The 13,935-nt window shown below is 59.5% G+C and carries 9 protein-coding genes and 1 tRNA gene; all 10 read right to left on the bottom strand.

Annotated elements, in window-relative coordinates:
* Positions 1-106: 106 nt before the first annotated feature.
* Positions 107-195, bottom strand: a tRNA-Ser gene (locus tag IPP35_07680).
* Positions 196-320: 125 nt separating this feature from the next.
* A complete protein-coding gene (locus IPP35_07675; protein ID MBL0058978.1) occupies positions 321-1,541 on the bottom strand; it encodes a Fic family protein in 1,221 nt (406 codons plus the stop codon).
* Positions 1,542-1,658: 117 nt separating this feature from the next.
* Positions 1,659-2,327: an outer membrane beta-barrel protein gene (locus IPP35_07670; GenBank protein MBL0058977.1), complete on the bottom strand. Its 669-nt coding sequence runs from the start codon at positions 2,325-2,327 to the stop codon at positions 1,659-1,661.
* A 94-nt stretch (positions 2,328-2,421) separates the two neighbouring features.
* Entirely contained in the window at positions 2,422-5,664 is a 3,243-nt protein-coding gene (locus tag IPP35_07665) for a hypothetical protein (protein MBL0058976.1), read from the bottom strand.
* Positions 5,665-5,680: 16 nt separating this feature from the next.
* The gene (locus IPP35_07660; protein MBL0058975.1) at positions 5,681-6,919 is read right to left on the bottom strand and encodes a hypothetical protein; all 1,239 of its coding nucleotides are present in this window, start codon (positions 6,917-6,919) and stop codon (positions 5,681-5,683) included.
* Between the two features lie 28 nt (positions 6,920-6,947).
* Positions 6,948-8,546, bottom strand: a complete 1,599-nt coding sequence (locus IPP35_07655) for a hypothetical protein (protein ID MBL0058974.1) — start codon at positions 8,544-8,546, stop codon at positions 6,948-6,950.
* 394 nt (positions 8,547-8,940) lie between these two features.
* Positions 8,941-9,696, bottom strand: a complete 756-nt coding sequence (locus IPP35_07650; GenBank protein MBL0058973.1) for an LOG family protein — start codon at positions 9,694-9,696, stop codon at positions 8,941-8,943.
* Positions 9,689-11,632 carry an ABC transporter permease gene (locus IPP35_07645; protein ID MBL0058972.1) on the bottom strand — a complete coding sequence of 648 codons (1,944 nt, stop codon included), beginning with the start codon at positions 11,630-11,632 and terminating at the stop codon, positions 9,689-9,691. The genes IPP35_07650 and IPP35_07645 overlap by 8 nt, the downstream gene beginning before the upstream one ends.
* Positions 11,629-12,591: an efflux RND transporter periplasmic adaptor subunit gene (locus tag IPP35_07640; GenBank protein MBL0058971.1), complete on the bottom strand. Its 963-nt coding sequence runs from the start codon at positions 12,589-12,591 to the stop codon at positions 11,629-11,631. The genes IPP35_07645 and IPP35_07640 overlap by 4 nt, the downstream gene beginning before the upstream one ends.
* Positions 12,588-13,853: a TolC family protein gene (locus IPP35_07635; GenBank protein ID MBL0058970.1), complete on the bottom strand. Its 1,266-nt coding sequence runs from the start codon at positions 13,851-13,853 to the stop codon at positions 12,588-12,590. Before IPP35_07635 ends, IPP35_07640 begins: the two co-directional genes overlap by 4 nt.
* Between the last annotated feature and the right edge of the window lie 82 nt (positions 13,854-13,935).

The raw sequence follows: 13,935 nt of genomic DNA, 5'->3' as shown, positions 1-13,935 counted from the left end.
CCGTCGCCTTCGGCGACTCCTCCGGGGGCCGGCCGCCCTCGCTTCTTCCGCCATTCATGGCGGCGCTCGGGTCGGCTTCGAATCCCTCCAGCTTTTCTTCGAAATTCGGAAAGGGAGGGATTCGAACCCTCGGTATAGGTTTCCCCATACAGCGGATTAGCAGTCCGCTGCCTTCAGCCGCTCGGCCACCTTTCCATAAGGCTTAAAAATCAATGCAATTAACGAGGCCTTTGCTTCTTTATTTTACCAACTCCCGCAACCGGACTGCAAACTATTTCAGCGGGGAAGGGGTGGCGGTGGGGAGGGTCCATCCGTTTAATTCAAATTCGGTCTGGGTCTGAACGGATCGTCCCTGAGCGGGCATTGGGTTTCAATTGAGCAGGCTCTTCCAGAATTTTTAAGATTTCTTGGGCGCAATAGACTCGGTCACGTTTCTTGGTTCCGACTTGTTGGAGGATACCGTTCTTCACCAAATAATCAATCCCCCGCTGAACCGTTGTGAAGGCAACCTGGAGCCGCTGAACGGCTTTTTTGGGGACGATAAAAGGGTTGGCGGCAAGCAAATCCACTGTTCGGGCCGGAACCTTGGAAGAGGAGCGAGAAGCAACGACTCGCCATTCGACCAGAAGCCGGTTGATTCTTTCGGCCCGGCTGAGCGCGTCTTCCGACTGGCGAGCCACCCCGCTCAAAAAATAGAGCAGCCAATTTGTCCAGTCTCCCCGCGAACCAACGGCCGCGAGACGGTCATAATATTCCCGGCGTGTGGCCTCGAAAAAAGCGCTGAGATAAAGAAGCGGGGTGGGCAACACATCCCGTTCCATGAGGAATAAGGTAACCAATAGCCGTCCCACACGGCCATTCCCGTCGAGGAACGGATGGATGGCCTCAAATTGATAGTGGATCAAAGCGATTTGCACAAGCGGAGGCAAGGAACGGTCATGCAGAAATGTTTCCCACTGGCCTAGACATTCCATCAGGTGGTCGGGTGGGGGAGGAACGTAGGAGGCGTTCATCAAAGTGCAACCGGCCGGACCGATCCAATTTTGAGATCGCCGAAATTCGCCGGGAGTCAAATGCGGAGGCGTGACGCCGTTCAAGAGTTTTGCGTGGAGCTCCCGAACGAGTCGAAGAGAAAGAGGAAGGCTTTTCAAACGTTTGGCGCCATAATCCAGCGCGACCACATAGTTGGAGACTTCCCGGAGATCCCCGGGGCTACGGTCAACGAAAGCCCCGGCTTCCGAGGCCAGGAGCTCTCCCAAGGTGGCCTGGGTCCCTTCAATACGACTGGAAAGAACGGCCTCACGCTGGATGAAAGGACGAATGAGAAGGTGCGGGTTAGGAAGTTGCCTCCCTTCCCCCGCCAAACGACCCAACACAAGATCCGCCTCCGAGAGGGCACGGGTCAACGCGGCCGTCCAGGGGATCGTTGGTGGCAAAGGGGCCGGCAGAAAAGCCCGGTAGCCCTCAGGCCTTTTCATCCATCGGCCTGGAACAGGAAGATCCTGGGTCAATCGAGAGCCTTTTTCATTTGAAAATAGCATAGCACACTATTATCGAATATTAAATAAAACGATAATAACAATTCTTCGGGTCAAAACGACACGGCCCGGGAAAAATATCTCCCGGGCCGTGTGGGACGAAATTGAACCGCGGTCGTATTAGAAGCAGTAACGGCCGGTGAGGCTGACCATGGTTTCGCTGATCAGTCGAAGTTCGGCGCCCAATTTCCAGTTTTTGTTCGCCGCGAAATCCACGCCGCCAAAAAGTCCGATGGGGTTGTCGATGTCCGCGCTGACGCTCCCGCCTGGGCCCTTAAAGGTGACATCGGAATTGATGAAGGAGAGCCCCCCGTAGGCGGCCAGTTCTTTGTTCACCTTGTAGCTGACGCCTCCGTTCAAGACGATGTCCAAATAGTCGAGATCCACGTCTCCGTCATCGCCCTTCCCCCAATCGAAACCGGCGCCCACGCCCCACGTCAGCGGTCCTTTTTGCATGCCAGGCAACCATTGAATGCCGGCGCCCAAACCCAGCATGTTGGGGCTAAAACCGTCCCCGCCATCCCACTCCACGGTCATGGGGATGAACCGACCCCGGAGTTCCAGGGAGTTCCCGAGGCCATAGCGGCCTTCAAAAGTGAGCCCCGTTATGTCCATATCGCCGGACCCGTCGGCTTCCAACTTTCGCTCCCCTAACTCCAGGACGGCCCCCACATCGCCCTTCCCTTGATCCGACACGACGCCGGGGTTGCCGATCCGATAGGCCAAAACAGGAGACGCGCTCACGCCCGCCAGTAAAACAACCGCTCCCCAAAGGGATATCCGTTTCATGCTGAATTCCTCCCGTCCGACAATAGATTAGTTCCACAAGGATTTTACCAAAAATGCGCGCTCAGCAACGCTCGCCCATTAATCGATGGTTGGATTATTTGACGTACCAGTAGGAACCGGCGGAGGTTCGGAGGATTTTGAGTTTGCCATGGGCGCCGCCCAGATCGTCGCAGACAGCGGATTTTTCTTCGTGTTTGAGGTTGTTGCTGAAAATGCGGCTTGTGATCGCGGCGTCGTAGCAGGCTTGCCAGGTTTCGCCGTTTCGAGAAACCTTTAAGCCGCTCTGGGCGTAGCGGATCTCGTTGTAGAGTCGGAAATTGCTTCGCAGGTTTTCTTCGAGGTCCTCGATCGCGGTGCCGTCGCCCGAGCTCCAATCGTTTGAAATCAACGCCAGGACGCTCGCGGCGTCCCGGCCTTCGTAGGCCATCTTGAACTTCTCGTAGAATTTCTTCACTTCGTCTTCGCTCCCCTGAACATACTCCACGGAACAGTAATCTCCCTCTTGGGGCCAGGCCACGGCTTTTTTTTCGTCCCGGCGTTGGATTTTGACCCCAATGTAATACCGTCTCCCCACCTCCGGTTTAAAGGAATAGCTGAAGGTTTCGCCGGGCGTCAAGGAGCGTGAGAAATCCTGCCCGTCCAAGGAAAGCGCGATGGAGGATACCACCCCCAACGTTCCGGGATGCAGTTCGCCTTGGATCACCATTTCGCCTTTCACCAAATCGGCCTCGGACAACTCGATGGATTGGGAACTGTTGCGGGGGATATCTTTGCCGTTCACCGTCAAGGATTTGAGGGGCAAAAGATTCTTGGCGTTTTCTTCCCACTTCTTGTCGGCGGCCTCGCCCATGGCGCGGTAAGCCGTCCACACGGCGGAGGAACATTCCCATTTTTTGCAGTTCATATCGCCCCGGGCCATCAAGAGATCCTCGGGATACCGCCCCTGGGCGTCCTTGGGCTCGGCGTTCACGAATTTGCCGAAGACCGCGATCATGTTTTTTTCCCGGGCCTGGATGTCCGCCACGCGGGCGGCGAAGTCGTTCCGCACGGATTCCATGAACGGCGTGGAGAGATTGTATTCGTCCCCATAGTAGAGGGCGTAAGCCTGGGGGGTTCGAACGTGCCAGGCCAAGCGCTCCCGAACCGGTTTCGCCTCTTCGAATATTCGATAAAGGGCGGCGGAGTCCAGGGTTTTGGTTTTGACCTTGGCGGCCTCCAGGTCGGATTTGCGTACGGCGTCATCCAGCGTTTTGTGTCGTTTTTCCAAGTCCAGGGCCTTCAGGTCCGCCACCTCTTGGCTGAACTCCTTCAGCCTCTTCTCGTGATCGGCGACGGATTTGTAAAAAGAGTAGTTGGGAGCGTCCCACACCAAAATGGATCCTTGCTTGAAAGACATGGTCTCCCGGGGGTCGAATCCTTTAATGTCTTTGGAGAGAAGTTTCATGGCTCCGCTGAAATAATCCACGAAATAATCTTTGAAATGTTTGTTGTAATAGGCGGAGCCGTCGAAGGTCCGCAGGTCCAAAATCTCGCCTTTGGTGTTCGAGATCGCATAGGCCTTCTCCACCGCTACCGACTCCGGTTTCATAGCCGCGAGAAAAGCCAAGTTGAGGTGGAGTTGCTCGACGGCCTCCCGGTTCACTTCCGTGAGCATGGAAAGACGTTTTTGGAGTTCGGTGATGACCCCCTCGCCCAAGGGGCTGTATTTCGATGCCAGGGATTCTTGGGCGTCGGAACTGGACTTCATCAGCTGTTGGAAGAAATAGTTTTCCATGGCCATGTTCCCGTAGGAGGCCAGGTTGTAGTTCTTGGTGAATTCTTCGGCGTAGGAGGAGTAATCCTTGGTGAGGGTATCCTGGTATTGTTTGGCGTATTCCTGAAATTCGCCGGTTTTCGTTTCAACCGTATGGATGAAAGTGGCCAGGAACCCGAGATAGGTGCGGCATTCGTCCGTTTGCTTTTTCGCTTTTTCGGAATCCACCCACCCGATGCTTCCACAGGGGCCTCCGGTTTCCGCGTTTCGGCGGTCCGCCGCCAGGGCGGCGCCGTAGGCGTCCAGTTTTTCTTTGGGTTTCGGAGCGTCCATCATTTTCTTCTTAAGTCCGTCCAGAACCACACGCGTCTTACCAGCCAGATCGTTGATATTGGCGTCCGTTTGCGCCAGTTCGGTCAATAGGCGTTTATGGGCTTCACTGCATTCCAGCGACTGGCTGGAGGAACTGCTGGCGTCATGGCAATTCGAAGCCGCTTCCTGGGCCCCGGCCCGGATGTTATTGCCGACTTCCCAAAAAACCGTGGCCGGCATGTCCCCAAATACCAGTTTATTGGCGGCGTCTTGGTAGGCGGAATAAAAAGCGCTGAAATCCACGATCCGTTGGTTTTCCGAGTTAACCCCCGCGTTTCGGAGGCGGATGGATTGGCCGATGGGCCCGCCCCCGGGTTGCGATGGGGGAGCGATGACCGGGATGACGGGTTCGGGCTTGGCTGGAACGGTGGTTGGAGGCGGGGGTTTCGCGACCACCGGCGGGGTGGGCGGCGGGGGATTGACTTCTTTTTTTTGTCCCGCTTTCTTGGCCGCGTCCCTGACCGCGCCGGCGAAGGACGCGTCGTTGATGAAACGCTGAATGTTGGCGACGCTCACCTCCAGGCCCGCGGCCATCAAATATTCGTTGGCGGTTTCCACCTGGGCTTTGGCCACGGCGCGGTCGGCCATGAGCTTTTGAACGACGATCCGTTTCAGGTTCTTTCGCTCCTGCTCCGCCCGCTCGAGGATGGCCAACTCCCTCATGCGTTGGAGATAGGCCGTGTAAAACGCGTCTTCCTGAGCCTTGCGCTCGCTCCCCCGGATGTTGGCATCCATGGCCGTCATCTCGGCGGCGTCATAGATGAACGCGTTGTAATTCGCCTTCAGTTCCATTTTTGTTTTCGATGGCTTGAGGACCTTGTCGGCGAAATCCACCATATGTTTGTCTTTGTAAAAATCCAGCATGTAATTGGTGAAATCGTAAACGACGGTGTTGGCGGCCAGGAGGACGTTGACGGGCCCGGCGGCGGCGGGTACGAGGAATTCCAAGAGTTTAAGGCCCGTGTCTTTGGCGACAGACTCCGGAGTGAAATCGCTCAGGATGGCTTCCACGGTGACTTCGGGGGTGCCCTTGGCGAGGTTGCCGATGAGCCCGCCCCAATACTGGTTGCCTTCCCAGCTGTTCTCCATGTGCTTTCCCACCGTGCCCGACAACTTATCCTCCAGGACCTCTTTTAAAGCGTCCAGGAGGATGTTGGCCCGGGCCAAGGGCGCCAACAGGAGAAGCAGGAACGCGAGCGAATATCGTCTCATGGCCCCCCCCCGCGCCTTACAAGGCGCGGACGCGGATGACAATGTTGAAGGAGGAGTTCCCGAGATCGTTGGAAACGATCTCAATGGCGTAGTAACGACTTCCCACCTTAAACCCGAGGACGTCCCCGGGATTGACAATTCCCGTGACGGGATTCGATCCCGAAAGGCCCGAGGACAAATCCGCCATCGTGACATCGGACAGCGATTTGCCCGGGATCGCCTTGCCCGTCGTCGTCCCGGACACCCAGATGTGATGGATGTCCACACCGATGTCGCCCAGGGCCACGGTGGCGAAACCGGTTTCCAGTTGCGAAGTATTATCGGCGAAAGTGTAGGTCGCCGTGTTGGCCAACCGGTTGGGGTTGGAAAGACTGACCGTGAGGGCGCCCGTCAGGTCTCCGTCGTCCAGGGTGAGAATGTTCCCAGTATTCCCCAACACTTCGCCCGTGGCCACGTTGCCGGCGTCGCTCAGGCCGAACATCAGGGGCTGTTTCATGCTGAAGAGGGCCAGTTGGCCCGCGGGGGAATCGAACACGAATTCCGTGATCCCCGTATCGGCGCTGGATTGGCCCGTCTTCGTGACGAACACCAGGCGGTTGTAGGTGATGGAGACGAACACCCGGCCCTGGGCGCCGGAGCCGATGTTGTTGATCGTGTAGGTGATCCGAATATTGTTCAGGGCGTCGAAATCTTTTTTCACGGCGGTTTCCAAAATGGCCTTGTCGCCGGCGAATTTATCGCCGACCCGGGCCATGAAGCCCGCCAGGTCCTCGCGGCTGTAGGCGGCGAACATCTCGTCCAAGGCTTCGCGGACGGCGGCTTGGATCTGTTCCTCGGAGAGCGTAATCTCCTTCCGGGTATCTTCCACGAGGTTGGTCTTCCCCGCCGTATCGGTCACCTCCACATACAGGACGTAGGTCCGGCCCACCTGGGGCTTAAAGACGTGTTCAAAGGTCCCGTTATCGGCGAATTTGACGTCTTGCCAGATTTTTTCTTTGTCGTCCAAAGAGATCCGGATGGATCCCACCCGGCCCCGGCCCACATGGGCGCGGCCGTTGATCTTGACCATGCCGTCAGAGGGAAGGGTTTCCTTGAACAGTTTGATGGTCTTGCCGCTTTCGTCCGCCGGAACGCGGTTGATGTAAAGATATTTGAGTGAAACGGCGTCGTTGGATTTTCCGAAAATCCACCACTTGGCTTCCGCCGCCCCGGTCAACAGAAGGACCGCCGCCATCGCTCGGATCATTTTATTCATGTCATTCTCCTCTGGTTTGGCCCAATTGTTAGAAAGACGTGATCAGCCCGGCCGTCACGCTTTTTTCGCGGAAGTTCCGGGTGTCGGTGGTGAAACTGAAATCGTTGTAGTTGGCTCTCAGATAGAGCGTCGATTCGTTCAGCTTCGCTAAAAGTTTCGGCCGCCAATAGGCCGCCAGCGTGGCGAACATCTTATCGGAGTCGTCCGCCTTTTCTTTCTTTAACTTGTTCTGGCCGAACCGCAGGTCGCCCGTGACGTTGGCGTTGGGCGCTTCCAATCCCAGGCCCAGGGAATAGTCGTAGACGGTGTCGGTGGCGTCCGCCAGGTCGTCCTGGGCCTGCCAGGCGCCCAGTTTCAACGAGGGTTTCAGCACCACGCTGGCCAGGGAATGGCGGGAATTCAAAGAGGTGTTGAAAGTCATCTCCGAGGCGTCCCGAACATTGGTTTTGGTCTCGTAGAGAGTGTAGCCCAGGTTGGTGTCCGAATCAACCGCGCCGTGGCGATCCCGGTAGTTGGCGGTCAGGTAATGGTCCATGGTGCTGGTGCCGGCGCCATAACGGCGGTCAAAACGGTATCCCAGGTCCGCGTGGGAACGGGGGCGCGAGGCGAAGGGCTTTTTGATGCCGACGCTCAGCTCGGGTTTCCAGTTTTGCGTAGTGCCCGCGGCTTTTTGGCCGTCCAAATTGTCGCGGAACCAGAGCAGGCTGGAATTCACGGTCACGCGGTTCGTGGCCTTGTATTTCCATTTCCCCTTGGCCTTCTGCCGGTCGGGCGTGGCCGACCCGAGGGCGGAGAAGAAATCGGGCTCCACGTTTTCGTATTCCAAGGACACCCGGCTGGGGTCCGCGTCGCCGACGATTTCAAATCGGGCGGCGTGGCCTTTGGCGGTGTTTTGTTTGGTGGTTTCACGGGCGTCGGCCATGGAATATTCGCCGTTCATGGTTAACCCCGGCATGGGGGCGGCGTTGAAATCGAAGGAATAGTTTTTAGCGTCATAAAGCAAGTCGTCGGGGCTCAGGGGATCGGTGTCCTTGGTTCCCACATAGCTGGCGCCCGCCCAGAGGTCTTGGGCGATGTTTTCTTTGATGCGGACCCCCGTGCCCTGCCTCTTAATGGTGCGGGTATCGGGGTCTTTCCACAAGCTGTCCCACCGGGGATAGGCCAGGCCGTGGACGGCGATGATCTCGGGAAGGCGGCTGTTCGGCTTGGCGTAGCGGTACGTCCCGCCCTTGAGCGACGTCGCCAGGGCGTATTGGGAAAAGGATTCGAAGGTGTCGCCCAGGTTCAAGGTGTGCACGCCGTTCGTGGCCCGCCCCGAGAGGTTCGTGAGCGAGACGGTTTTGGGGTCCATGGTCCGGTCGTCCGTGGCTTTCATGCCAGCGGCGTAGTTATAGTCCCAGCCCCCCGCCGTTTTACCGTTTCCATAAACGTTCAGCGTTTCCAGGAAGTTGAGGCCTTCCGTCAAGGACGAGGACGCTTTCCCCGGCCCGGTGATCGTGTTGTGGGCCACCGCCACGTCGTTGGAAGCATGAAACTCATGGGGTTGGGCGGTCGACGCGGCTTCTTCCGCATAGAGCGGGACGGCCATCGAAAGGGACAAAAGCAGGGAACCGGGACGCCATTTCATCGGAAGTCTCCTTGAAGCATTTTAGCGGCGACGTCAGGAAGGCGATACTGAACCGAATCAAATCCGCTTCCCTTCGAACCCCCGCTTCATAACGCCAGATTCGGGTTTTGTCAAGGCTTCCGAGAAAAAAACTTTTCGTTTCCACTGCCGGGCAAGAATTTCTTGTTGACTCAGCCGGCTGGCTCATATTTTTTTCCGCCAGGCGGTGACGAGGAAAAGAGAGGCGAAAACGTGCGGAAGGGAGCGTGTAGGGTTTGGATCTGAAAAAACCCGTTTGCCCATCAGACGCGTTCGATTTCCCCGCGCGCGTGGTCACCGTCCGCTGGTTTTTTAATCCTAAAAGCGCAATAAAAAAAAACGGCACATCTGAATTTCGGTGGGAAGGGACATCAGCTCAGGACGACTTCCTCCGGCGCTCTTTAGCGGGCGCTCGGCCTTCCCGCGCCCAACGCTCGCGATGACCCCGAATGATCTCCACGGCTTCCTCCACTGTTGGGACACAGCGTGGGATCTTGAGATCTTCCGGCGTGGCCAGAGGAGGGTCGGACGCCAGCATGTGCCGTTTCGCCCAGGCGACAAAATCCGTCCACATGTCCCCCACCAGGATCAGGGGCGTCCCGTAAATCTTCCGCACCTGGAGAAGTTGCCAGATCATGGCCGTCTCCAGCGTGGTCCCGATGCCGCCCGAAACCACGACGAAGGCGTCGGAGAGAAGCACGAAGTGGTGAAGCCGGGAAAAGAACGTTTTGTGTTCGTAGACCTGGCCCACGAAAGGGTTGACCTTCTGTTCGGCCTGGAGGTCGATTCGAATTCCAATGGACCCCTGGTTCCCGCGGCCTGAGGCCTGGGCGCCTTCGTTGGCGGCCTGCATGAGGCCCGGTCCCCCGCCGGTCACGATGTCGCATCCCAGGGAAGCAAGCCGGCGGGCCAACTTTTTCGTCCCTTCGTAGGCCGGTGTTCCCGGCTGGGCCCGGGCGGACCCGAAAATGGTGACGCGGTAGCGAGGGCGGCGGCGGGGGCGGAGGCGGGTTAAATTGTTGACGGCTTCCCAGAGGTTCAGGATGGCGTCGCCCACCACGTTCTTGGCGCCCTCCTCATCGGAAAAATAGACGGTCTCCGAGCCCTTCGAACTTTTGTCTTTTTTATTCATAACGGAGCGCCTGGATGGGGTTTAAAGCCGCGGCCTTGCGCGCGGGCCAGAAACCAAAAAGAACCCCGACCCCCACCGAAAACGTGAACGCCAGAACCACCGATTGAGCCGAAATTCCCACCGCCCATCCGGCCAACCGGGAAAGGCCCAGGGAGACGCCCACCCCTAAAAGCAGTCCGCTCAAACCGCCCGTCAGGCTGATCACCAGGGCCTCCGTCAAAAACTGGGCCCGGATGTCCTGTGGGCGGGCGCCCAAGGCCTTCCGGAGGCCGATTTCCCGTGTGCGTTCCGTGACCGTCACCAACATGATGTTCATGATTCCGATCCCTCCGACAAAAAGCGAGATGGCCGCGATCACCGCCAAGAGGAGCGAGAGCGTGCGGCTCGTGGCCTGAAACGCCGATTGAATCTCCGCCAGGTTCAACACGTCGAAACTCTCGTCGTCTTCCGGCAAACGGTGGCGGCGTTGAACGAAAGCCCGCAGGGCCTTTTCCGTCGCCGCCAGGGCCGAGGCGCTTTCCACCTGAACATCGATCATGTCCACATAATCCTTGCCCATCAACCGGCGCATGGCGGTGGTGAGCGGGATCCCCACGATGTCGTCCTGGTTCCGCCACCCCATGGCGCCTTTTTCTTTCAACACGCCGACGACCTGGAAGTTGATGCGATTGATTTTAATATATTCCCCCAGGGGATCGGCGTCCCCAAACAGTTCCCGCGCCGGCGTGACGCCCAACACCGCCACCCGCGCCCGCATCCGCACTTCCTCCTCGTTGAAAAAACGGCCCCGCTCCGCCGTGAGCGAACGCATGGGCGCGTAGTCGGGCACGGTGCCGATGACGGAGGAGCGCCAGTTTTTGTTGCCGTAGACAAGCTGGGCGGCGCCGGTGACGGACGGGGCCACTTTCGTCACGGTGTGGATTTCGTCTGGAATTTCCCGGGCGTCGGTTTCGGTGAACCGCGTCACAGCTCCCGCGCCCTGGGCCACGCCATGGGTTTTCATGGAGCCCGGCATGAGGACCAGCAGATTCGCCCCCAAGGAAGAGAGTTGGGCTTCCACGGCTTTTCGCGCGCCGGTCCCCAGCGCGAGCATGGCCACCACCGCCGCGACCCCGATTAAAATCCCCAGCATGGACAAACCGGAACGCACCTTGTTGGCGCCGAGCGAACGGAGGGCTTCTCGACCATGAACAGCCAACGCCCGCCAACGGAATCGGGGGACCACCCCCGCCGGAAGGGTCGGGGCGGGGGTCCTGGCCGGGGGGGCGTCCCCCGTGCGTTCATCGGAGAGGACCGCGCCGTCCCGCATGCGGATCACGCGCCGGGCGTGGCGGGCCACGTCCGCTTCGTGGGTAACCAAAATGACGGTGAGGCCGGCGCGGTTCAGCTCCGCGAGAAGGGCCATGATTTCCTCTTGGCTCTTGGAATCCAGGTTGCCGGTGGGTTCGTCCGCCAGAAGGATGGACGGGTTGTTCACGAGCGCGCGGGCGATGGCCACCCGCTGTTGTTGTCCGCCGGACATCTCGTTGGGTTTGTGGGCCAGGTGAGTGGCGAGACCCACGCTGGACAAAAGCGCCGCGGGAGTTCGGACCGGAACCCCGGGCGCGTAAAGGAGAGGGAGGGCCACGTTTTCAAGGGCGCTGGTGCGCGCCAATAGATTGAATTGCTGAAACACGAACCCCACCGTCCGACCGCGCAGGACCGCCCGCTGGTCTTCCGACAGGCCCGCCACGTCCCGCCCCTGGAAGCGGTATTCGCCCGCGTCAGGAGCGTCCAGGAGCCCCAAGACGTGCATCAACGTGGACTTGCCGGACCCCGAGGGGCCCATGATGGCCACGAACTCCCCGGCTTCAATCCGAAGGGAAACGTCCTGGAGCGCGCGGACCACCGCGCTCCCCATTCGGTAAGTCTTCCGGAGACCCCGGACGTCGATCACCGGGCGCGCCGGGGCCTTCTCATCATGGGGGAGAGCGGGCTGGTTTTGGCCTTCGCGGCCGCCGCGGGGAGGCCGTCGGTGACGAGCACCCGGTCCCCCTCCGCCAATTCCGAAAGAATTTCCACCTGTTTCCCGTTGGAAATTCCGGTTAGAACGGACTGTGTTTCCGATTTTCCTTTGGCGGAGGGGAGAGCCACCGATGAGACGCCGTCCGACGTTTTCACCGCCGCGGCGGGCAGAAGGAGAACGTCGGTTTTCTTTTCCACGCGGAAAGTGAGGTTGGCCGTCATGCCGCTTCGCATGAAGGGCGGAACCCGGACGGGGAGGACATCGACCTCATAGATGGTCACGTTGCTCACCGTTTTGGCTTCAAAGGCAATGTGTTCGACCACGCCGGTGAGCCTCTCCCCGGGGAAGGCGTCCAGAACGATCCCGACCTCCTGGCCGAGCCGCACCTGGGCCATGTCGGTCTCATCCACCTGGGCTTTTAAAATCAGGCGGTCGGACATCACAAGAACCGCGTCGGACCCCGAGACCGTCTGGCCTGGTTCCATGTTACGAGCGATGATGGACCCCGTGAGCGGGGCCACCAGGGGCGTCGGCTTGTAGAGGTCTTCCCAACGGGCCAATTCCGCCGAGCCCTTGGCGCGGGCGGCGTCCAGGAGGGCGGCGCGTTCGGTGGAACTCATCCAGGCCAAAATCTGGCCTTTCCGCACCACATCCCCTTCGCGGACCAGGATCTCCTCGGCGCGGCCGGGGATGGGCGGCTTGATCTCCAGCCGGTTGCGGGGCCGCACGTCGCCCGTGGTCAGGACCGAAAGCTCGATGTCTCCCCGGGTGACCAAAACTTCCCGCGCCCCCGAGGGTCCCTCCGGCGCGCGGGACGAACGCCACCACAAAACCCCGCCGCCCACCAATAAAACAGTCCCCGTTATCCACACGATTTTTCGTCGAGTCATGGATTCAATCCTTTTCCTTGGGTGTTTTCCCAGGCGGCTTCCGCGCGCACGGCGTTCCGCTGGACGGCCAACCATTGTTTGTGGGTATTGATCAGGTCGTTCTCGATGAGGTCCCAGTCGTCGAAGCTCAGGAGACCGTTGGTGTATTGGCTTCGAGAAATAAGGGCCCGCACCTCGGAGGCCTCGGTAAATTCCCGTTGAACGTCCACATTTTCTCGCGCGTCGCGAAAAACGGTCCAGTCCGTTTTTAGGTCCAGAAAGGCCTGGGTAAAAACGTTGGTGGCCAGCGCCCGAACGCGCGCGAGATCCGCCTGGGAGGCGCGAACTCCCTGAACATGGGCCCCCCCCGCGAACAGGGGCAGTGACAGAGAGATTCCCCCGCTCCAGGCCCGATCTTCGGGCGGCCACCGCGTGTCCAGCCAAGTTTGGGAGAGAGTGGCGTCCAAACTCGGATAATAGTCGCCCCGGGACAGCGTCAACCCGGCTTCCGCGCCCCGAAGGTCGGCTTCCGCCAACCGGACATTCGGGGTGACGTGGGCCAAAGCGCCGAAGTCGGGGGTGGGCGGAGGCGTTTGGGTCAAGAATGACCCGGTGGCCACGGGAACGTTGTATAAATCCCGCCCCAGAACCCGGGCCAGCCGGGTGCCGGCCACGGAAACGTCCCGTTCCGCCTGGGCCGATTCGAACTGGGCCTGCCGGCGGGCGGCCTTAATCCGTAGATAGGAGCCCTTGTGTTCCCGACCGCCCTCAAACCGCAGTTCCACCAAGTCCAAGTTGTCTTGACGGCGCTTGAGAATCCTTTGGGCCAAGACAAGATTTTCCTGGGCAAACAACAAATCCCCAAAGGCGGATTTCAACTCCAACCCCAGCCGCGCCTCCACACGGTCCCGGTTGGCCCGGGCGGCTTCCACCCGCGCCCTTTGAATGTCGACGGCCGCCAAGGTTTTCAACCCTTCGAAGAGGTTTTGACTGGCCCTGACGCCGGCCCCGGCGACGTCGGCGGCGGGGGATGTAAATACGGTTCCGGCGCCCCCCCTTTTGTAATCCGCGGAGGCCGAGATTTGGGGATAGAAGTTCGACCGGGAAGCCTTCTCTCGGGCCTCGGCGGCGGACAGGGCTTCCCGCGCGGCGGCGAGTTCAGGGTTATGCTGAAGGACTTCTTGAGCGGCGTCCCGCAGGGTCACCGGCCCCTCCGCTCCGACGCCGAACGGCATCCCGAGGAGGAAGATCCCCACCCAACGTTTGATCCTGAAGTTTTTCATTTTCTCCTGGCGAAACCACTTCGCTGTCCCAGACAAAGGTTGGACGACGGGGCCCCGCGAAAAGTGTCGGGCCGGCGGAAGG

The organism is Elusimicrobiota bacterium, from assembly GCA_016721625.1.
GTDB lineage: Bacteria > Elusimicrobiota > Elusimicrobia > FEN-1173 > FEN-1173 > JADKHR01.
This window is presented reverse-complemented; position numbering and strand designations above follow the sequence as displayed.

Coding starts and splice junctions, on each gene's coding strand:
- IPP35_07665 (MBL0058976.1), bottom strand. CDS start 5,664: ATGAGACGATATTCGCTCGCGTTCCTGCTTCTCCTGTTGGCGCCCTTG.
- IPP35_07640 (MBL0058971.1), bottom strand. CDS start 12,591: ATGACTCGACGAAAAATCGTGTGGATAACGGGGACTGTTTTATTGGTG.
- IPP35_07650 (MBL0058973.1), bottom strand. CDS start 9,696: ATGAATAAAAAAGACAAAAGTTCGAAGGGCTCGGAGACCGTCTATTTT.
- IPP35_07675 (MBL0058978.1), bottom strand. CDS start 1,541: ATGCTATTTTCAAATGAAAAAGGCTCTCGATTGACCCAGGATCTTCCT.
- IPP35_07660 (MBL0058975.1), bottom strand. CDS start 6,919: ATGAATAAAATGATCCGAGCGATGGCGGCGGTCCTTCTGTTGACCGGG.
- IPP35_07670 (MBL0058977.1), bottom strand. CDS start 2,327: ATGAAACGGATATCCCTTTGGGGAGCGGTTGTTTTACTGGCGGGCGTG.
- IPP35_07655 (MBL0058974.1), bottom strand. CDS start 8,546: ATGAAATGGCGTCCCGGTTCCCTGCTTTTGTCCCTTTCGATGGCCGTC.
- IPP35_07635 (MBL0058970.1), bottom strand. CDS start 13,853: ATGAAAAACTTCAGGATCAAACGTTGGGTGGGGATCTTCCTCCTCGGG.